This is a genomic window from Micromonospora sp. WMMD736, from assembly GCF_049179015.1.
Lineage (GTDB): Bacteria > Actinomycetota > Actinomycetes > Mycobacteriales > Micromonosporaceae > Micromonospora.
The window spans coordinates 6,462,251-6,482,905 of record NZ_JBMHMI010000001.1; the positions used below are offsets into that span (position 1 = coordinate 6,462,251).

The 20,655-nt window shown below is 71.3% G+C and carries 18 protein-coding genes; 15 read left to right on the forward strand and 3 right to left on the reverse strand.

What is annotated here, in order from left to right; translation table 11 throughout:
• Positions 1-59: 59 nt before the first annotated feature.
• Positions 60-590: an adenylate kinase gene (locus tag ACN269_RS29405; RefSeq protein WP_421475486.1), complete on the forward strand. Its 531-nt coding sequence runs from the start codon at positions 60-62 to the stop codon at positions 588-590.
• Positions 591-595: 5 nt separating this feature from the next.
• Here the strand turns inward: ACN269_RS29405 and ACN269_RS29410 are convergent, their stop codons facing one another.
• Complete coding sequence (locus tag ACN269_RS29410; RefSeq protein ID WP_421475487.1) at positions 596-1,246, reverse strand: class I SAM-dependent methyltransferase; 651 nt, start codon at positions 1,244-1,246, stop codon at positions 596-598.
• A gap of 123 nt (positions 1,247-1,369) precedes the next feature.
• Between ACN269_RS29410 and ACN269_RS29415 the strand changes: the two genes are divergently transcribed.
• Entirely contained in the window at positions 1,370-2,119 is a 750-nt protein-coding gene (locus tag ACN269_RS29415) for an SDR family oxidoreductase (RefSeq protein WP_421475488.1), read from the forward strand.
• A 12-nt stretch (positions 2,120-2,131) separates the two neighbouring features.
• On the opposite strand, the gene ACN269_RS29420 is transcribed toward ACN269_RS29415, so the two are convergent.
• Positions 2,132-4,327, reverse strand: a complete 2,196-nt coding sequence (locus tag ACN269_RS29420) for a hypothetical protein (RefSeq protein WP_421475489.1) — start codon at positions 4,325-4,327, stop codon at positions 2,132-2,134.
• Positions 4,328-4,479: 152 nt separating this feature from the next.
• On the reverse strand, positions 4,480-5,406 hold the full coding sequence (locus ACN269_RS29425; protein ID WP_421475490.1) for an AraC family transcriptional regulator: 927 nt from the start codon (positions 5,404-5,406) through the stop codon (positions 4,480-4,482).
• An 83-nt stretch (positions 5,407-5,489) separates the two neighbouring features.
• Between ACN269_RS29425 and ACN269_RS29430 the strand changes: the two genes are divergently transcribed.
• From ACN269_RS29430 to araA, 13 genes are all read left to right on the forward strand, one after another.
• Positions 5,490-6,458 (forward strand): SDR family NAD(P)-dependent oxidoreductase, encoded by a 969-nt coding sequence (locus ACN269_RS29430; RefSeq protein ID WP_421475491.1) that lies wholly within the window; start codon positions 5,490-5,492, stop codon positions 6,456-6,458.
• A 95-nt stretch (positions 6,459-6,553) separates the two neighbouring features.
• Entirely contained in the window at positions 6,554-7,762 is a 1,209-nt protein-coding gene (locus ACN269_RS29435; RefSeq protein WP_421475492.1) for an FUSC family protein, read from the forward strand.
• Positions 7,763-7,831: 69 nt separating this feature from the next.
• Positions 7,832-8,359 carry a hypothetical protein gene (locus ACN269_RS29440; RefSeq protein WP_421475493.1) on the forward strand — a complete coding sequence of 176 codons (528 nt, stop codon included), beginning with the start codon at positions 7,832-7,834 and terminating at the stop codon, positions 8,357-8,359.
• Positions 8,360-8,417: 58 nt separating this feature from the next.
• Positions 8,418-9,260, forward strand: a complete 843-nt coding sequence (locus ACN269_RS29445) for a DUF4097 family beta strand repeat-containing protein (protein WP_421475494.1) — start codon at positions 8,418-8,420, stop codon at positions 9,258-9,260.
• A 33-nt stretch (positions 9,261-9,293) separates the two neighbouring features.
• Complete coding sequence (locus ACN269_RS29450; RefSeq protein ID WP_421475495.1) at positions 9,294-10,262, forward strand: ATP-binding cassette domain-containing protein; 969 nt, start codon at positions 9,294-9,296, stop codon at positions 10,260-10,262.
• On the forward strand, positions 10,259-11,047 hold the full coding sequence (locus ACN269_RS29455) for an ABC transporter permease (RefSeq protein WP_421475496.1): 789 nt from the start codon (positions 10,259-10,261) through the stop codon (positions 11,045-11,047). The genes ACN269_RS29450 and ACN269_RS29455 overlap by 4 nt, the downstream gene beginning before the upstream one ends.
• A 544-nt stretch (positions 11,048-11,591) precedes the next feature.
• On the forward strand, positions 11,592-13,274 hold the full coding sequence (gene araB, locus ACN269_RS29460; RefSeq protein WP_421475497.1) for a ribulokinase: 1,683 nt from the start codon (positions 11,592-11,594) through the stop codon (positions 13,272-13,274).
• Positions 13,271-13,963: an L-ribulose-5-phosphate 4-epimerase gene (locus ACN269_RS29465; RefSeq protein ID WP_396802069.1), complete on the forward strand. Its 693-nt coding sequence runs from the start codon at positions 13,271-13,273 to the stop codon at positions 13,961-13,963. The genes araB and ACN269_RS29465 overlap by 4 nt, the downstream gene beginning before the upstream one ends.
• A gap of 121 nt (positions 13,964-14,084) precedes the next feature.
• Positions 14,085-15,077: an ABC transporter substrate-binding protein gene (locus tag ACN269_RS29470; RefSeq protein ID WP_421475498.1), complete on the forward strand. Its 993-nt coding sequence runs from the start codon at positions 14,085-14,087 to the stop codon at positions 15,075-15,077.
• A gap of 187 nt (positions 15,078-15,264) precedes the next feature.
• Positions 15,265-16,806: a sugar ABC transporter ATP-binding protein gene (locus ACN269_RS29475; RefSeq protein ID WP_421475499.1), complete on the forward strand. Its 1,542-nt coding sequence runs from the start codon at positions 15,265-15,267 to the stop codon at positions 16,804-16,806.
• A complete protein-coding gene (locus tag ACN269_RS29480) occupies positions 16,803-17,873 on the forward strand; it encodes an ABC transporter permease (protein ID WP_421475500.1) in 1,071 nt (356 codons plus the stop codon). The genes ACN269_RS29475 and ACN269_RS29480 overlap by 4 nt, the downstream gene beginning before the upstream one ends.
• On the forward strand, positions 17,870-18,862 hold the full coding sequence (yjfF, locus tag ACN269_RS29485; protein ID WP_421475501.1) for a galactofuranose ABC transporter, permease protein YjfF: 993 nt from the start codon (positions 17,870-17,872) through the stop codon (positions 18,860-18,862). Before ACN269_RS29480 ends, yjfF begins: the two co-directional genes overlap by 4 nt.
• A gap of 26 nt (positions 18,863-18,888) precedes the next feature.
• The gene (gene araA / locus ACN269_RS29490; protein WP_421475502.1) at positions 18,889-20,391 is read left to right on the forward strand and encodes an L-arabinose isomerase; all 1,503 of its coding nucleotides are present in this window, start codon (positions 18,889-18,891) and stop codon (positions 20,389-20,391) included.
• Positions 20,392-20,655: the final 264 nt, after the last annotated feature.

Below are 20,655 nucleotides of genomic sequence, written 5' to 3' on the forward strand. Positions count from 1 at the left end.
GTCACTACGTACATCGGTCCACCCGACTACGTAGCGGCCGGCCGGCGTACGCTGCCGCGATGGCCGCACCACGTCGCATCCTGGTCTACGGCGTGTACGGCGCGGGCAAGTCCACGCTCGCCGCGCGGTTGGCGCAGCGCCTCGACGTGCCGTGGTATCCGGTGGACGACCTGCTGTGGCTACCGGGCTGGGTCGAGGTGCCGGTCGCCCAGCAGCGCAGCCGGATCGAGACGATCTGCCGCCGGGACGCCTGGATCCTCGACGGCGCGTACCACGGGTGGCGGGACGTGCCGCTGGCGCGGGCCGACCTGGTGGTGGCCCTGGACTACCCGCGGTGGCGCTCGTTCGGGCGGCTGCTGCGTCGTACGCTGCGCCGCCTGGGCACGCGTGAGGTGATCTGCAACGGCAACCGGGAATCTCTCGGCAGTGTGCTGTCCCGGGACTCGATCCTGCTGTGGCACGTCACCGCGTTCGGCCGCGCCCGGCGGCGGATGCGCGCCTGGCAGGCCGATCCGGCTGGACCGCCGGTCCTCCTGTTCACGCACCCCGCGGCCCTGGACGACTGGCTGTCGAGCCTGCCGACCCGGTGACACGCTCAGCCCGGCCGCCTGTCGACCCGGGTCGCCCGGCCCACGACGCACGGCGAGGAAGGGCTGGAGCTGCCGGTCGGGAACCGGAGGCGTCGCAACTCCTCGACGGCGAAACCTGCCGCTTCGATGGCGGCCGTGGTGTCGCGGCCGGTGTGGCAGCCGGCGAACAGTTTCGGCCACAGCGTGGCGTCGGAGATCCGTTGCACCCGGCGCAGACGGCTGGATTCATCGGCCGCCACGTGCTCGAAGAAGCGCAGTTGCCCGCCGGGACGCAGCACGCGGTGGATCTCGGCGAGCGCTGTCGCCTGGTCGGGCACGGTGCAGAGCACCAGCGCGACCACTGCCGCGTCGAACTTGCCGTCGGCGGCGGGCAGCGCCTCGGCCAGGCCGTCGACGACCGTGACCGGCACCGGCGCGCCGAGGGCAGCCCGGACGGCGGCGGCGCGTAGGCGGCGTTCCGGTTCGACCGCGACGACCTCGGTCACGGCGCGGGGGTAGTGGCCGAACATCCGGCCGTTGCCGGCGCCGACCTCGATCACCCGGCCGGTCAGGCCAGCGGCCAGGTCCCGGCGGAACTCGGCGGTGCCGGCCCGGTCCATGGCGACGCTGAGCCGTTCGTAGACCCGCGCGAACACCGGGTGGGAGACAGCGGCCACGTCGACCTCCAGGGTTCGCGGACGGCGACCACAATCATGGGTCGCGATGTCAACCGCGCCGCTCCGCCGCGCTCCGTAGGCTGGGATCGTCAGGTGACTCCGCGTACCGGAAGTGGTTCGATCATGAAGATCGTCGTCGTCGGCGGAAGCGGCCTCATCGGCTCCAAGGTCGTGCAGAACCTCCGCGGGCAGGGCCACGAGGCGGTGGCGGCATCCCCGAAGACCGGCGTGAACACGCTGACCGGCGACGGGGTGGCCGAGGCGCTCGACGGTGCCGCTGTCGTCGTGGACACGTCGAACTCCCCGTCGTTCGAGGACAACGCCGTCCGGGAGTTCTTCGAGACGTCGACGCGGAACCTCCTCGCCGCCTCCGCCGCCGCCGGGGTACGGCACTACGTGGCGCTCTCGATCGTGGGCTCCGACCGGCTACCGGAGAGCGGGTACATGCGGGCGAAGGTCGCACAGGAGAACCTCGTCGCCGCGTCCGGCCTGCCGTACTCGCTGGTCCACGCCACCCAGTTCTTCGAGTTCCTCCAGGGCATCGTCGACGCCGCCACGGACGGCGACACGGCACGGCTGGCGCCGGTGCTCATCCAACCCATGGCGGCGGACGACGTCGCGTCCGAGGTGACCGCGGTCGCGCTCGACGCGCCGACGAACGGCGTCGTCGAGATCGCCGGCCCGGAGCAGTTCCGTCTCGACGAGCTGGGGCGGTCCGTCCTCGCCGCGGGGCACGATTCCCGTTCGGTCGTGTCCGACCCGCAAGCTCGCTACTTCGGCAGCACGCTGGGCGAGCGCTCGCTCGTTCCGACCGACGGCGCCCGCATCGCCGGTACCCGCCTCGACCAGTGGCGGGCCCGGGTGGCGGGATAACCAACCACCGCCTCACCCGGCTGGTGCGCGCCGCAGGCGGTGCGCCAACTCGCGTACCGCCGCCGCGAACCGTTCGTCGGATTCGGCCGGCCAGTGCCCGAGGATCGGCGGCGGAACGCTGTCGCCGGGCGGGGTAACCACGTCACTGGGGTCGACCTCCCGGCGGTCCACCGCGGCGGCCGGGTCGCCGTCGGACCCCCCGGGCCCCCGCTCGGGGAAGACGCGGCCGCCGATCGGGTCGGTGTCACGCCACAGGTTGATCCACCGCCAGCCGACCCGGTTCCCGATCTCGCGCAGCACCGCGTCGTCGAGGTAGGCGGGAAAGAGCCGCGCGTAGAGCCGGCGCAGCGGTGACCCGTGCGTGAGCAGCGCGACCCGGTCGCCGATCCGGGGTGGCAACTGGAGCACCGCGGCGGCGAGCAGGACCGAGCCGTGGCTGTGCCCGGAGAGCAGCACGCGGTCGCCGCGCTCCACCAGGTAGGTGATCCGCCGCGTCAGCTCCGGCACGGCCCGTTCGGCGTAGCAGGGCGGCGCGAACGGGTGGGCGGCCCGGGGCCAGAAGGTGCCGAGGTCCCAGATGACGCCGATGTGCCGCCGGAAGCTGGTGGTGCGGTAGGCGAAGATGCCGGCGAGGACCAGGCCGAGAAGGCCCACCGCCTTCACCCAACTGGTGAACGCGATGCTGAAGGTGATGGCACCGGCCGGCAACCGGGTGAACCGCTCGACGACGTCGCCCGGAAAGACCCCCAACAGGCCGAGGGTGGTGGTGGCGGAGCCGACCCCGGCGAGACAGCCGAAGATCACGCCCAGCAGCACCAGGCGTTCGGTGAAGCTGGCTCGGGCCACCGCGTCGCGTACCTGTCGCAGCCGGGGACGGGCCTCCGTCGGGGCGTCCGGGTAGTCGCGGGCGACGATCGCCGCCGCCCGGCGGCGACGGCCGGGGCGGGAGAACGCGACGACCAGCACGGCGACGAGCAGCGTGACCAGCCCGGTGCGGAGAAAACCGAAGATCGCCCAGGTGTACGCCCGCGGCGGGCCCGTGGCGATGGCCTCCCCGGTTGGCAGGTCGCGGTCGAGGTAGTCCGCCACCCGGTAGACCAGCTCGGCGGAGTACCCCACCGCCCCGCTGAGCGCCGCGGCCGAGATGACCAGCGCTCCCAGCCCGAAAAGGGGGCTGTCCCTGCGCCGCCAGAGCAGGATCACGCCGAGGGCGGCCAGCAGGATCGTCTGGGTGGCGAACAGCCAGACCAGCGTCCTGTCGTAGCCGGGCAGAGCGCCGTCCTCGCGCCACCCGGCGGGGCTGGTCGCCACGTGGGCGGCGACCACGACGGCCAGGACCGTCGCGGTCGTCCGGAGGGCGGTGGTGATCGTGTCGAGCCGTCGATCGGCGGGGGACCTGTCGATCAGCGCCGGCGCGCAGAGTAGCGCCACGCAGGCCACCAGGAGCACGCCGGTGACCACCGCCAGCGCGATGGTCGCGACCGAGGCGCCCCGCGCGGCGCGGGCGGTGAGCAGGACGAGACTCAACGTCCCGAACGCCGCGGCGACGTGCACGGACCGCAGCCGCCCCACCAGGGGTTCCGCGTCCCACGAGCCGACCGTGCCGAGCCGATGCCCGGCGACCTCCTCGTCCGGCGCGCGGAATGCCTCGAACGACCGCCCGGGCCGGTTGCTGAGCCGCCACACCAGGCCGATCGCGGCGGCCGGAACCAGCGCGAACACCGCCAGTCGTCGCCCGACGGGTTGACCGCTGAACCAGGACAGCCAGCTGCGGCCGGCCAGGCAGCGGGGCGAGTTCAGGCAGTGCCAGGCGAGCAGGTCGAGGGCGACGCCGGCGATGGCGAGCACGTACAGCACGGTGAGGGTGAGTGCCAGCACCCGGCAGAGGGACTTCACCACGCTCTCCGAGCGGGGGTTCGCCGGCCGCATCCAGATCGCCACGTTGACCAGTAGGAACGGCAGGAGCAGCACCAGCGCCAGGGTGCGGGCGACGGTTCCGGAGGGCAGGTCGCCCCAGCGGTACGCCTCCAGCGTCACACCGCGCGCCTCGGGGGTCGCCCAGCGCGGCCGGACCCGGACGAAGCCGCCCATGTGGTCGCCGGCGACCTGCACCGTCCGCGCCAGGCCGAGCACCTGCTCGGTGCTCGCGCCGGAGACGCCGTGAACCCGCAGCTCCACGATGTCGGAGGCGGTGTCGGGGCCGCTCACCCGCGCTGATCCATCCGCCACCGCCCTCCGGGACACCCCGACCGCCCCGGTGCCGGCGATCGGCCCGTGGGTGGCCCACCACCGGTGTGGCGGACCGGGGTCTACCCCGCCGGGAGGCACCCAATCGTCCGGAGGTTGCCCCACCGCGTCGTCTACCCGCCTGGGACGCTCCCGGCCACCTGCTGGCGGTAGGCGCGTGGTGAGACGCCGGTGACCCGTTTGAAGGCCACGCTGAGGGCGCTCTCCGAGCCGTATCCGACGGCGCGGGCGATGGCCGCGACGGAGTCGGAGCCGCGCCGGATGCGGTCTGCCGCGAGTTCGATCCGCCAGCCGGTGAGGTATTCCAGCGGACCGACGCCGACGACCTTCCGGAAGCGGGCGGCGAGCGTCGAGCGGGAGACGGCGGCGGTGCGGGCGATGGCGTCCACCGTCCACTGCTGCGCGGGCCGGTCGTGCATCGCCCGTAGCGCGGGGGCGACCACCGGGTCGGCGAGCCCGGCCAGCCAACCGGAGGTGTGCTGCGGGTCGCGGGCGAGGTGGACCCGCAGCACCTGGATCAGCAGGACGAGCGCCAGGTGTTCGGCGACGAGCCGTGACCCGAGCTGAGGCCGCCGCAGCTCGATGTCGATCTGGTCGAGGGCCCACCGGATGGTGGCAGCCTCGGGTGCGTCGGCCGGCACGTGGATGACCGGCGGAAGGCCGTCCAGCAGCAGGCTGCGCCCCCGGTCGCCCAGGGAGAACGCGCCGCCGATGAGGAACAGGTCGGCACCCTCACCGGCGTGTGCCACGCCGTCGCCGGCCGCGGCGAAGAGCGGGAACGCCGGCTGGGCCGGCACGTCGGCATCGCTGCAGAGGGTGTACGACACCGGCCGGGTCAACAGGTAGCAGTCGCCCTCGGCGAGGGCGATCGGTTCCGCCTCGCCCTCGACACGGAGGTGGCAGCTGCCGCGCCGGATGGCGTTGAACTTCGCGCCGGCCGGCGGATCGAACCGGACGGCCCAGCGCCCGCCCGCGACGAGACCGGCGGACAGGTGCGCGGTGGCACCGAGCAGTGCCAGCACGTCCTCGAGTGGATCCATCCGCACCGTCCTGGACTCTCGCGAAAGTATGAGGGATTCCAAACTATAGGCAGTCCAGAGCGACGCTACGTAGCGTGGTGGACATGACAGCGCACACACGCCTCACCACCCCGTTCACCGCCCGCACCACCGCCGCCGAGATCCTCGACGGGGTGGACCTGACCGGGCGTCGGATGATCGTCACCGGCGGCGCGTCCGGCATCGGTGTCGAGACCGTTCGCGCCCTCGCCGGTGCCGGCGCGGAGGTCACCGTGGCGGTCCGCGACCCGGATCGCGCAGCGGGACTCGTCGAGGAGTTCGCCAGCGACGCCGCGCCGGGAAGCGTCCGGGCGGCCCCGCTCGACCTCGCCGACCTGTCGTCGGTCGACGCGTTCGTCGCGGCCTGGGACGGCCCGCTCGACGTGCTCGTCGCCAACGCCGGCATCATGGCGCTGCCGACCCGGCAGCTCTCCACGCAGGGCTGGGAGCTCCAGCTCGCGACCAACTACCTGGGGCATTTCGCGCTGGCCGTCGGGCTGCACGACAACCTGCGGGCGGCCGGCGCGGCGCGGGTCGTGCTGGTCAGCTCCGGCGCGCACCTGAGCGCCCCGTTCGACGCCGAGGATCCCCAGTTCGAGCGGCGGCCGTACGACCCGTGGCAGGCGTACGGGCAGGCGAAGACGGCGGAGGTCCTGCTGGCGGTGGGCATCAGCCGGCGGTGGGCGGCGGACGGCATCACCGCCAACGCGCTCAACCCCGGGTACATCCACACCAACCTCCAGCGCTACGTCGACGAGGACACCATGCGTGCGCTCGGCGCGATGGACGAGGCGGGCAACCTCGTGGTGCCGGACTACTACAAGACGCCGGCCCAGGGGGCGGCGACCACGGTCCTGCTCGCCGCCTCGCCCCTGCTGGACGGCATCGGCGGCCGGTACTTCGTCGACAACCAGGAGATGCCAGTGGTTCCTGGCGGCCCCGACGCCACCGACGGCGTCGCGGACCACGCGATGGACCCGGCGGCGGCGGACCAGCTCTGGGCGTACACCGAGAAGGCGCTCGCCGCCCGCTGAGCGCGAGCGCCGTCCGGCGCCGGGCGCGGCGCGGGCCCGCGTGGCCGCGCCCGGCGTCCAGGATTGATCGGGGTACGGCGGGGTAGCCGCCCGCCATGGTCGCTGCCGGTCGGCCCGGTACGGACGGGGACGCTCCGGCGCACGCCGGAGCGTCGGCACGGTCCGGCCCGGCATCGGCCGTCGCGCGGCTGCGGGGCCAGCTGTCGGGCACGCTGCGGGATCGAGCGCGGCGGGTTCGGGGTATCGGGGGGCTGGCCCTACAGGCCGGCCTGGCCGCGGCGCTGTCCTGGCTGGTGGTGCGCGAGGTGCTGCACGTCTCGCAGCCGGTGTTCGCGCCGATCTCCGCGGTCTCCACCCTCGCGGCGTCGGTCGGGCAACGCCTGCGGCGCACCATCGAACTGATCATCGGGGTCACCGTCGGGGTGCTGGTCGGTGACCTGCTGCTCGGGGTGATGGGCACCGGATGGTGGCAGCTCGCCCTCATCGTCGTGTTGGCGATCCTCGTCGCGCTGTTCCTCGTCGGCAGCGCGGCGGTGGTGATCCAGGCGGGCGCCACCGCCGTACTCATCGCCACGCTGAGCCCTTCCGTGCGCGACCTGGAGATTCCCCGCTTCGTGGACGCGCTCGTCGGGGGCGCCGTGGCGTTGCTGGTCACCGCCGTGTTGTTGCCGTTGAGTCCGCTGCGGGTGCTCAACCGGGCCGCGCGACCGGCGCTGGACCTGCTCAGCGGCCAGCTCGACGCCACCGCCAGCGCGTTGGCCGACCGGGACATCGATCGCGCGCTGGGCGCCCGGGCGAGGTTGCGGGAGAACAAGGGCGAGCTGAGTGCGCTCATCGAGGCGACGCAGGGCGCCCGGGAGGCCAGCACCCTCTCGCCGGTGCACTGGCACCAGCGGCAGGGGCCGGTGGCCCGGTACGCGCAGACCGCGGCGCCGATCGACCGGGCGATGCGGAACTCGGGAACGCTGATCCGTCGGGCGGTGACCCTGATCGAGGACGGCGAGCCCGTGCCGGAACGCATGCCCCCGGCGGTCGCCGACCTGGCCGAGACGGTACGGCTGCTCCAGCGGCAGTTCGCGGCCGGCCAGGAACCCGTGCAGGCGCGCGAGCGGGCGTTGCGGGCGGTCTGCGCCGCCGGTGCGGCCTACCGGGAGGGGGTTGGCTTCTCCGGGGCAGTCGTGGTGGCGCAGGTCCGGACGACCGCCAGCGACCTGTTGGTGGCGACCGGGCTGAGTCAGGAGGTCGCGAACCGGCTGGTGCGCCGCGCGTTCGCGACCGCTGACACCCCTGCCGACCAGCACTGATGGCCATCATGGCAGCAATGTGAGCCACTGGTGTTGCATGTAGAGCCAAAGTGGTGCCATGATGATGCCATGGACTTGAGGCCGTACGTCGAGAACCTGCGTAACGAGTTCGCCGTGGCTGCCGAGGGCGTGGACCCGGAGGGTCGGGTGCTGGCCGAACGGCTCTTCACCCAGCTCGAAGCGGCGACCCACCTCACGCTGCTCGAGGCGCTGTCCGACGCGGCCGGCGAGATCACCCGCGATCTCGCCCCCGGGTCGGTGCACGTCCGGCTGCGCGGACGCGAGCCGGACTTCGTGGTGTCGCCCGCCACCCCGACCACGGACGGGCCGGGCGCGGTCACCGAACCACCTGCGGCCCCCGCGCCCCTGCTGCCCCCCGAGGGCGACGAGGGCGGCACGTCCCGGATCAACCTCCGCCTTCCCGACCACCTCAAGGCCAACGTCGAGGAGGCCGCGAGTCGCGCCGGGCTCTCCGTCAACGCCTGGCTGGTGCGCGCCGTCGCCAGCGCCGTCGGGGCCGGTGGCGCCGACCGACAGCCGCCACGCCGGCCCGAGCCCCCGAGGTCCGGCCAGCACGTCACCGGCTGGGCGCGCTGACCCGCGCGCCTGCCCCACCTCTCTTTCCGCTCCGCCGACACCCTCCCGGGAGACCACCATGCCTGTTTTCGAAACCCCAGAACCCATCTCCGTCCAGGTCGAGCTGCCCGTCGGCGACGCCTGGATCGCCGCGACCGACCGCACCGACACCGTGGTACGGGTGCGGCCCCGCGACCCGTCGAGCAAGGCCGACGTGACCGCGGCGGAGCAGACCACCGTCGACTTCGCCGCCGGACAGCTGCGGATCAGGGTGCCGAAGAGTTGGCGTCGGTACGGCTTCGGCTCCGGACCCTCGGTCGACGTCCTGATCGAGGTGCCGAGCGGTACCCGACTGCACGCCGAGGCGGGGTGGGCGGCCTTCCGGGGCGAGGGACGGCTCGGTGAGTGCCACATCAAGACCGGTAGCGCCATCCAGCTGGAGGAGACCGGGCCGTTGGAGATCGACAGCAGCCACGGCGAGGTGACCGTGGCGCGGGTCACCGGTTCGGCCCGGGTCAAGGCGTCCTCCGGCAAGGTGCGCCTCGGCGCGGTCGACGGCAACACGGAGATCAAGAACTCCTCCGGCGACTGCTGGATCGGCCGCAGCGGAGGCGACGCCCGGATCAACACCGCGTACGGCGACATCACCGTCGACGCGTCGACCGCGTCGGTGGCGGCGCGCACCGCCTACGGCAACGTCCGGCTGGGTGAGGTCGTGCGCGGGTCGATCGAGTCACAGACCTCCTACGGCGCGATCGAGGTCGGCGTCCGGCGGGGCACCGCCGCCTGGCTCGACGTCAGCTCCCGACACGGCCGCGTCCACAACGCCCTCGAAGCGACCGACAGCCCGGCCGAGACCGACGAGACGGTCGAGATCCGCGCCAACACCTCCTACGGCGACATCACCATCCGCCGGGCCTGACGCGTCCCGACCCCACCTGCGAATGAGGAGACCATGTCCGGCAACAGCAGAGCCGCGATCGTTACCACCGAGCTGCGCAAGTCCTACGGCGACAAGGTCGTGCTCGACGGCATCGACCTGATGATCACCGAGGGAACGATCTTCGCGCTGCTCGGTCCCAACGGCGCCGGCAAGACCACCACCGTGCAGATCCTCTCCACCCTCCTTCCGGCCGACGGCGGCCACGCCCGCGTCCTTGGCCACGACGTGACCCGCGACGCCGACGCGGTACGCGGGCTGATCGGCGTCACCGGCCAGTTCTCCGCCGTGGACAGCCTGCTCACCGGCCGGGAGAACCTGCGACTCATGGCGGATCTGTGTCACCTGGACCGCGCGGCGGGTCGCCGCCGGATCGTCGACCTGCTCGACCAGTTCGACCTGACCGATGTTGCGGACAAGCCGGCCGCGACGTACTCCGGCGGCACGCGCCGTCGACTCGACCTCGCGATGACACTCGTCGGCGATCCCCGCGTCATCTTCCTCGACGAGCCGACGACCGGGTTGGACCCGCGCAGCCGCCGCGCCATGTGGCACATCATCAGGGCGCTGGCCGCCGAGGGCGTCACCATCCTGTTGACGACCCAGTACCTGGAAGAGGCCGACCAGCTCGCCGACCGCGTCGCCTTCCTCGACCACGGCCGACTGATCGCCGAGGGCACCCCGCACGAGCTCAAGCGGCTCATTCCGGGCGGTCACGTGGTCCTGCGCTTCGCCGACCAGGACGGACTCGACTCGGCGGCCCGTACGTTCGCGACGGCCACCCGGGACGACGCCGCGCTGACCCTCCAGGTGCCGAGCGACGGCGGGGTCGGTTCGCTGCGGTCCCTCCTCGACGACCTCGACCGGGGCGCCATCACCGTCGCCGGTCTCGCCGTGCACACCCCGGACCTCGACGACGTCTTCCTCGCCCTCACCGGCCAACCCGACGCCTCCGCCAACTGCGAAAGGGCCACCGCGCGATGAGCACCCTCACCTTCGCAATGCGCGACTCCACCACCATGCTGCGGCGCAACCTCCTGCACATGCGCCGCTACCCGTCGCTGACCCTCATGCTCGTCGGCATCCCGGTCATCCTGCTACTGCTCTTCGTGTACGTCTTCGGCGGCACGCTCGGCGCCGGCCTCGGGCCGACCGGCGGCCGGGCCGAGTACGCCAACTACGTCACCCCGGGGATCCTGCTCATCACGGTGGCCAGCGCGGCGCAGGGCACCGCGATCTCGGTCGCCATGGACATGGCCGAGGGCGTCATCGCCCGTTTCCGTACCATGGCGATCTTCCGACCGTCGGTCCTCACCGGCCACGTCGTGGGCAGCGTGCTCCAGACGATGGTCAGCCTGGCGGCCGTCACCGGCGCGGCGCTGCTCGTCGGGTTCCGCCCCACCGCCGACGCCGTCGAGTGGCTCGCCGCGATCGGCGTGCTCACCATGGTCACCGTCGCCGTCACCTGGCTGTCGGTGGCCCTGGGCCTGGTCACCAGGAGCGTGGAGACGGCCAGCAACCTGCCCATGCCGCTGGTGCTGCTGCCGTTTCTCGGCAGCGGGTTCGTTCCCACCGACTCGATGCCGACGCCGGTCCGCCTGTTCGCCGACTACCAGCCCTTCACCCCGGTCATGGAGACGCTCCGTGGCCTGCTGCTCGGCGGTGGAATCGGCGTCAACGGGCTGCTCGCGGTCGCCTGGTGCGCCGTCATCACGGTCGGCTGCTTCTGCTGGGCCAAGGCGCTCTACAACCGCCCCCGAACGGCCTGAACCGGCTCCTCCGACGACCGACGGCCCGGCCCCGATGGGCCGGGCCGTCGGCTGTCGGCGTGCCGGGTCGGCACCGGCCGGGCTCATCGACCTGCCCCCCGCCCCCCGAACGGGCCGATCATGGACTCGTGGTGCCTGGATTGGGGTGACTCAACCGCTTGGTCCCCCACCACCACTCCATGATCGACGCGCATCGGCCGCAGTTGGGGGCATCGAGTGTTATCGATAACATTGGATGTCGGCCGGTGTTGTGCCGCGACCGCTGGCGTCGGAGTGCGGGGTCATGGGGCCGGGGCGGGGCGGAAACCCGTTCTGTGGGTCCGATCATGCCGGCGGTGGTAAGGCTGTCGATGTTATCGCTGACATCCGCGCGCTGCGGCGGCTGGCCGCCGCCACCTTCGGGACGCGGGCGGCGTGCCGGTCGGTATCGACGCGGCCGAGTCGCTTCCGCCTCCGCGTTCCGTTACGGAGCTGTTGCAGGTAGATGTCTTGACGAGGCTGGATGTGAGCGTTAACACTATCCCCGTTAACGGTGGAGGTGAACATGGAGCGTGTGGGCGGAGCTGCCGAAAGCTACGTCGTGGGCGTCGATTTCGGCACCCTCTCCGGGCGGGCCTTGGTGGTCCGGGTTTCTGATGGTGCCGAGCTCGGGACCGCGGTGCACGAGTACGGCGACGGGGTCATCAGCGAGACGCTGCCCGGAGGTCGGTCGCTGCCCCCGGACTGGGCGTTGCAGAATCCGGACGACTACCGCGACGTGCTACGCCACGCCGTTCCGGCCGCGGTCGCCGCGGCGGGGGTGGACCCGGCGGCGGTGGTGGGCATCGGCATCGACTTCACCGCCTGCACGGTGCTCCCGACGCGCGCCGACGGCACCCCGCTCTGCGAGGATCCCGAGTTGCGCGACCGGCCGCACTCCTGGGTCAAGCTGTGGAAGCACCACGCCGCGCAGCCGCACGCCGACCGGATCAACGCGCTGGCCCACGAGCGGTCGGAGCCGTGGATCGGTCGGTACGGTGGGAAGATCTCCGCCGAGTGGCAGTACGCCAAGGGTCTGCAGATCCTGGAGGAGGACCCGGAGATCTACCACCGGGCCGAGCGGTTCATCGAGGCCGCCGACTGGATCGTCTGGCAGCTCTGCGGCAGCGAGACCCGGAACGTCTGCACGGCCGGCTACAAGGGCATCCTGCAGGACGGGCAGTACCCGTCCGAGAGCTTCCTGACCGCGCTCAACCCCGACTTCGGCGACTTCGTGGCCAAGCTCGACGGTCCGCTGCTGCCGCTCGGCGCGCGGGCCGGGTCGCTCAGCGCCCGCGCCTCCGCGTGGACCGGCCTGCCGGAGGGGATCGCCGTGGCGGTCGGCAACGTCGACGCGCACGTCACCGCGGCCTCCGCCCAGGCCGTGCAGCCCGGCCGGCTGGTCGCCATCATGGGCACGTCCACCTGTCACGTGGTCAACGGCGAACACGCGGCCGAGGTCGCCGGGATGTGCGGCGTGGTCGACGGCGGCATCAGCCCCGGCGCGTGGGGCTACGAGGCCGGCCAGAGCGGTGTCGGTGACATCTTCGGCTGGTTCGTCGAGCACGGCGCGCCGACCGGGTTCGACTCGCACGAACGCCTCACCGAGCTGGCCGCCAGCCAGCCGGTGGGCGCGCACGGCCTGGTCGCGCTGGACTGGTGGAACGGCAACCGCTCGCTGCTGGTCAACCACGACCTCAGCGGGATGATCGTCGGGATGACCCTGGCCACCCGCCCGCAGGACGTCTACCGCGCGCTGCTGGAGGCCACGGCGTACGGCACCAGGATGATCATCGACGCGTTCGTCGAGGCCGGGGTGCCCGTCAACGACCTGGTGATCGCCGGTGGCCTGACCAACAACAAGCTCCTGATGCAGATCTACGCCGACGTGACCAAGCGTCCGCTGAACATCATCGCGTCCGCGCAGGGGCCGGCGCTCGGCTCGGCGATCCACGCCGCCGTCGCCGCCGGGGCGTACCCGTCGATCCACGAGGCGTCCCAGGCGATGGGGCGGGTGCACGAGGCCGTCTACACGCCGGACCCGGAGCGGGCCCGCGCCTACGACGGCCTGTACGCCGAGTACCGCGCGCTGCACGACCACTTCGGTCGCGGCGGCAACGACGTCATGCTCCGCCTCCGGGCGATCCGCAACGCGGCGGTAGAGGCCGCCGCGGCCACCAACGAGGCCACGCTGGAGGTCGTCGCATGAACGCAGAGGTGAGCCGGCAGATCGGTGAACTGCGCGAGACCGTTGCCCGCCTGCACAGCGAGCTGACCCGGTACAACCTGGTCGCCTGGACGTCCGGCAACGTCTCCGCGCGGGTACCCGGCCAGGACCTCATGGTCATCAAGCCGAGCGGCGTGGGCTACGACGACCTCACGGCCGAGACGATGGTGGTCTGCGACCTCGACGGCGTCCTCGTCGAGGGCGACCTGGCGCCGTCCAGCGACACGGCCGCCCACGCCTACGTCTACCGCGCCATGCCCGAGGTCGGCGGCGTGGTGCACACGCACAGCTCGTACGCCAGCGCCTGGGCCGCCTGCGGTGAGGCGATCCCCTGCCACCTCACCGCCCAGGCCGACGAGTTCGGCGGGGAGATCCCGCTGGGCCCGTTCGCGCTGATCGGCGGCGACGACATCGGTAAGGGCATCGTCGCCACGCTCTCCGGGCACCGTTCACCCGCCGTGCTCATGCGCAACCACGGCGTCTTCACCATCGGCCGGAATGCCCGCGCGGCGGTCAAGGCCGCGGTCATGTGCGAGGACGTGGCCCGTACCTCGTACCTGGCGCGCACCCTCGGGCAGCCCGTGCCGATCGCGCAGGCCGACATCGACGCCCTCTACCACCGTTACCAGAACGTCTACGGCCAACAACCAGTCGCACCGGCGGGCTCCTGACCGTCTCCACACGGCCCGCCGGTCTGCTCCACAGACGCACCAGCACGCACCACCCGCGTACGCCACCCCTCGCACCTCGGCGGCTCACGCGGTCCCCACCACACCCAGCCAAGGAGATCTGATGAGAAAGATGCGAACGCAGCGCGCTATCGCGGTCCTCGCCAGTGTGCTGCTCATCGGCGGCGTGGCGGCCTGCGGCAACAGCGACACCGGCGGCGGCGGGTCCAAGGACGACGGCAAGATCACGATGGGCTTCTCCCAGGTCGGCGCCGAGAGCGGGTGGCGTACGGCGAACACCACCTCGATCAAGGAGTCGGCTGCCGCGGCGGGCATCGAGCTGAAGTTCGACGACGCGCAGCAGAAGCAGGAGAACCAGATCAAGGCCATCCGCAACTACATCCAGCAGAAGGTGGACGTCATCGCCTTCTCGCCGGTGGTGGAGTCCGGTTGGGACACCGTGCTCAAGGAGGCCAAGGACGCCGGCATCCCGGTCATCCTGACCGACCGCTCGGTCGACTCGGCCGACAAGAGCCTCTACAAGACCTTCCTCGGCTCGGACTTCGTCAAGGAGGGCCGCCTGGCCGGCGAGTGGCTGGTCGAGCAGAAGAAGGGCGCCACCGGCCCGGTCAACATCGTCGAGTTGCAGGGCAACACGGGTGCCGCTCCGGCGAACGACCGCAAGAAGGGCTTCGGCGAGGCGATCGCCGCCAACCCGAACCTGAAGATCATCGCCTCGCAGCCGGGTGACTTCACCCGGGCGGGCGGCAAGCAGGTCATGGAGCAGTTCCTCAAGGCCAACCCGAAGATCGACGTGCTGTTCGCGCACAACGACGACATGGGCCTGGGCGCTCTCGAGGCGATCACCGCGGCCGGCAAGGTGCCGGGCAAGGACATCACCATCATCACGGTCGACGCCGTCAAGGACGGTATGCAGGCTCTCGCCGACGGGAAGTTCAACTTCATCGCGGAGTGCAGCCCGCTGCTCGGCCCACAGCTGATGGACCTCGCCAAGAAGGTCCACGCGGGTGAGACGGTGCCCGCCCGGATCGAGACCGAGGAGACCACCTTCACCCAGGAGCAGGCCAAGGAGGCTCTGCCCAACCGCAAGTACTGATCGACGTCAAGGGGTCGCCGCGCTCGCGTGGCGGCCCCGCCGCGTCGCCCCATAAACCCGAACGGACCGGGCATGACCCGCGACGACCCGCGCCACGCCCGCCCGAGCCCAGGTGAAGGGCCGGGCGGGCGCGGTGGGAGCGCAACGGCCCATCCGCGTCGACAACCCCCAGAAGAGGTCTGATGGGATGACGGATAGCCGTCCGGTCCTGACGATGACCGGGATCAGCAAGTCCTTCCCCGGGGTGCGTGCACTCCACGACGTCAACTTCCGGCTCTTCCCCGGCGAGGTGCACGCCCTGATGGGCGAGAACGGCGCCGGGAAGTCGACCCTCATCAAGGTGCTGACCGGCGTCTACGACACCGACGACGGCACGATCACCCTCGACGGCGAGCCGGTGTCCTTCAGCGGGCCGATGCAGGCGACGGCCGCCGGGGTGAGCACCGTCTACCAGGAGGTCAATCTCTGCACCAACCTCTCGGTGGCGGAGAACATCTTCATCGGACGTGAGCCGAGGCTGTTCGGCGCCGTCCGCTGGGGCGAGGTCCGCCGCCGCGCCCGCGCGCTCCTGAGCCGCCTCGACCTCGACCTCGACGTCAGCGCGCCGCTGGGCTCGTACTCCCTCGCGATCCAGCAGATGGTCGCGATCGCCCGCGCGATCGACATCCAGGCCCGGGTGCTGATCCTGGACGAGCCGACGTCCAGTCTCGACGCGGGTGAGGTCGCGCAGTTGTTCCGCATCATGCGGCAGCTCCGCGACGAGGGCATCGCGATCCTGTTCGTGACGCACTTCCTCGACCAGGTCTACGAGATCGCCGACCGGATCACGGTGCTGCGCAACGGTGGGCTCGTCGGCGAGTACCTGACCGCCGAGCTGCCCCAACTCAGCCTCGTCGAGAAGATGATCGGCAAGGAGCTCGACGTCCTCGAAGGGATCGAGGAGCACTCCCGGCGCGACCTGGCCGCGGTCGAGGAGGGCACCCCCCTGGTGGCGGTGTCGAAGCTGGGCCGGGCGGGCGCGGTCGAGCCGTTCAGCCTGACCATCCACCCGGGTGAGGTGGTGGGCCTCGCCGGTCTGCTGGGCTCGGGGCGTACCGAGGTGGCGCGGTTGTTCTTCGGCGCCGACCGGGCCGACGGTGGGCAGGTCGCGATCGACGGCACGGCGAGCAGTCTGCGTACCCCCGCGCAGGCCATCGACCAGGGCGTCGGGTTCTGCTCGGAGAACCGTCGGGCCGAGGGCATCGTCCCCGACCTGTCGGTCCGCGAGAACATGATCCTCGCCATGCAGGCGGCCCGGGGCTGGCTGCGGCCCATCCCGCGCCGCCGCCAGGACGAACTGGTCGACAAGTACGTCAAGGCGCTCAACATCCGTCCGGCGGACCCGGAGGTGCCGGTCCGCAACCTCTCCGGCGGCAACCAGCAGAAGGTGCTCCTCGCCCGCTGGCTGATCACCGAACCGCGGCTGCTGATCCTGGACGAGCCGACCCGCGGCATCGACATCGGTGCGAAGACCGAGATCCAGCGGCTCGTGGCGCAACTGTCCGACGGTGGGATGGCGGTGCTGTTCATCTCGGCCGAGTTGGAGGAGGTGCTGCGCCTCAGCCACAAGGTGGCGGTCATGCGGGACCGGCAGATGGTCGCGCAGCTGGCCAACAACGAGGACCTCGACGCCGAGCGCATCATGCAGACGATCGCGAGTGGATCCCACCGGGAGGAGGCGGACCGATGAACGACACCAAGGGCCGCTATCGGACGTTGATCGGTCACCGGCTGTTCTGGCCCGTCGCCGTGCTGGTGGTCATGCTCGCCGCGAACACGATCTACCGGCCCGGGTTCCTGTCCATCGAGCTCAAGGACGGGCACCTCTACGGCACTCCGATCGACATCCTGCGGCTGAGCGCCCCGCTGATCCTCGTGGCGCTGGGCATGACGCTGGTCATCTCGACCGGCGGCATCGACCTGTCGGTCGGCTCCCTCTGCGCGATCAGCGGCGCGGTCGCCTGCATGTACATCAGCAAGCAGCCCGACCAGAACAGCCTCGCCGTGGTGCTGACCGCCCTCGCGATGGCGTTCGGTATCTCCCTGGTGCTGGGCGCCTGGAACGGGGTGTTGGTGGCCGTGATCGGTATCCAACCGATCATCGCCACGCTGATCCTGATGGTGGCCGGTCGCGGCCTCGCCCAGCTCATCACGCAGGGCCAGATCATCACCATCAACTCGGGGCCGTTCCGGGCGATCGGGTTGGGTCACCTGCTGACCCTGCCGCTGGCCATCTTCATCGCGCTCGCCGCCGCGCTGCTCGTCGCCGCGTTCACCCGTCGCACCGCGCTCGGCATGATCGTCGAGTCGGTGGGTGGCAACGCCGAGGCCAGTCGACTGGCGGGCATCCGGTCCAACCGGGTCATCTTCCTCGTGTACGTGCTCAGCGCCGCCTGCGCCGCGATCGCCGGTTTCATGATGACGGCCAACGTGTCCAGCGCCGACGGCAACGCGGTCGGCCTCTGGGTGGAGCTGGACGCCATCCTCGCGGTCGTCATCGGCGGTACGTCCCTCGCCGGTGGGCGGTTCTACCTCAGCGGCACCATCCTCGGCGCGCTGATCATCCAGACCCTGACCACCACGGTGTACGCCATGAACATCTCGCCGCAGACGTCGCTGCTGTTCAAGGCAGTGGTCGTCATCGCCGTATGCCTCATCCAGGCGCCGGCCTTCCGCGCCCGGTTCAGCCGGCGACGGAAGAGCACCCCGCCGCCGCGCCCCGTCGCCGACAAGCCGAAGGAGCAGGTGCCGGCATGACCACCGGATCGCTCACCGCCCCCCGCCGTACCCGGTTCCGGCTGCCCCGGCGACAGGTGCCGGTGCTGGCCACGCTCGCCCTGCTGCTGGTCATGTACGGCATCGGCGTGTCCCAGTACACGGCGTTCTCGAACGTGCAGGTCATCTTCAACGTCTTCATCGACAACGGCTTCCTGCTCGTCGTCGCGGTGGGCATGACCTTCGTGATCCTCACCGGCGGCATCGACCTCTCGGTCGGGTCCGTCGTCGCCATGACGGCGATGGTGTCGGCGTCGCTGTTGGAGAAGGGCCTGCCGGCGGCGCTCGTACTCGTGATCGCACTGCTCATCGGGCCGACGCTCGGCCTGTTGATGGGCTGCGTCATCCACTTCTTCGACATCCAGCCGTTCATCGTCACGCTCGCCGGGATGTTCTTCGCCCGGGGCATGTGCACGTTCATCTCGGACTCGTCGATCCCGATCACCGACGGTTTCTGGACCAGGATGTCGCAGGAGCGGATCGGCGACCCCCGGGGCAACTTCGTCTCGATCAGCGTGCTGATCGCCTTCGCCGTGGTGCTCGTCGCCGCGTACGTGCTGGCGTACACCCGGCTGGGGCGGAACGTGTACGCGATCGGCGGCAACCCGCAGTCGGCGCTGCTGATGGGTTTGCCGCTGGGGCGTACCCGGATCGCCGTCTACACGATCAGCGGGCTCTGCTCCGCGATCGGCGGGATCCTGCTGTCGTTCTACACGCTCTCGGGCGCGCCGCTGATCGCCGTCGGCATGGAGCTGGACGTGATCGCCGCCGTCGTCATCGGTGGCACGGTGCTCACCGGCGGCTCGGGTTACATTTTCGGCACCGTGCTCGGTGTGTTGGTCCTGGGTGTGATCCAGACCCTCATCACGTTCGACGGCAGCCTCAACTCCTGGTGGACCAAGATCGTGATCGGCGGCCTGCTCTTCGCGTTCATCCTCCTGCAGCGACTCATCGGAATCCGTTACAAGTGACCGCCCCTCTCGCGGAAGGCAACCCCATGGCACCACACCCCGAACCCGAGATCTGGTTCCTCACCGGCAGCCAAGGCATGTACGGCGAGGAGACGCTCCGGCAGGTCGCCGAGCAGTCCCGCCAGATCGCGGCCACGCTCGACGACTCGCCGCAGATTCCCGCCCGGGTGGTCTGGAAGCCTGTCCTGACCAACAGCGGCGAGATCCTGCGGGTCTGCCGGGAGGCCGCCGCCCAGGGCGCGATCGGGGTCATCGCGTGGATGCACACGTTCTCGCCGGCGAAGATGTGGATCGCCGGACTGGACGCGTTGCAGACGCCGCTGCTGCACCTGCACACCCAGTCGAACGTCCTGCTGCCGTGGGACGACATCGACATGGACTTCATGAACCTGAACCAGGCCGCGCACGGCGACCGTGAGTTCGGGTACATCCAGACCCGCCTCGGCGTGGCCCGCAAGACGGTCGCCGGGCACGTCAGCGACCCGCGGGTGACCGCCCGGGTCGGCGCCTGGGCCCGCGCGGCGACCGGCTGGTCGGCGATGCGGTCGCTGCGTCTGGCCCGCTTCGGCGACAACATGCGCGACGTCGCGGTCACCGAGGGCGACAAGGTCGAGGCGGAGCTGCGCTTCGGGGTGTCGGTCAACACCTACGGCGTGAACGACCTGGTCGAGGTGGTCGGCGAGGTCGCCGACGCCGACGTCGACGAGCTGGTCAAGGAGTACGGCGACACGTACCGCGTGGGCGCCGAGCTGCTCCCCGGCGGCGAGCGGCACGACTCGCTGCGGTACGCCGCCCGCCTCGAGCTGGGTATGCGTGCCTTCCTGGAGGCCGGTGGGTTCCGGGCGTTCACCACGAACTTCGAGGACCTCGGCGGCCTGCGTCAGCTTCCCGGCATCGCCGTGCAGCGGCTGATGGCGGACGGCTACGGCTTCGGCGGCGAGGGCGACTGGAAGACGTCCGTCCTGGTGCACACCATCAAGGCGATGTCCGTGGGCGTCCCGGGCGGCACGTCGTTCATGGAGGACTACACCTACGACCTGACCCCGGGCCAGGAGCTGGTGCTCGGCGCGCACATGCTCGAGGTCTGCCCGACCATCGCGTCCGACGTGCCCAACGTCGAGATCCACCCGCTGAGCATCGGTGGGCGCGAGGACCCGGTGCGGCTCGTGTTCGACGCCGCGCCCGGTCCGGCGGTGGTGCTGGGGCTGGCCGACATGGGGGAGCGGTTCCGCCTGGTGGCGAACGAGATCGACGTCGTGCCGCCGCCCCAGCCGCTGCGCCGGCTGCCGGTGGCGCGCGCCGTCTGGCGGCCGCGACCGGACCTGCCGGTCTCCGCCGAGTCCTGGATCACCGCCGGCGCCCCGCACCACACGGTGCTGTCGCAGGCGGTGGGTGCCGAGGAGCTGCACGACCTGGCCGAGATGAGCCGGACCGAGCTGGTGGTGATCGACGCCGAGACCACGACGCGCCGCTTCGCCGACGAGATCCGCTGGAACCAGGCCTACTACCGACTGGCACGGGGCTTCTGACCTGCGCCGAAGCCTCTGCTGAACCGGGTGGTCCACCCCTGCCTGCGGGCCGGGGTGGACCACCCGTTCGGGTTTGCGTCCGGGCTCTGCCGCGTGCATTAGCAGGCCCGCAGGCCGGTTGTGTTACGCCTTGACTAAGAGCATGTTATCGCTCACAGTCTATAACCAAGGTGGTCGATGTCGTTGCCTGGTCCGGCCGTGCGCGCGTCCTAACCCCTCGTCATCGGCATCGTGCTGCCGGGACGCCCGGGGCGCGCTGTTAGC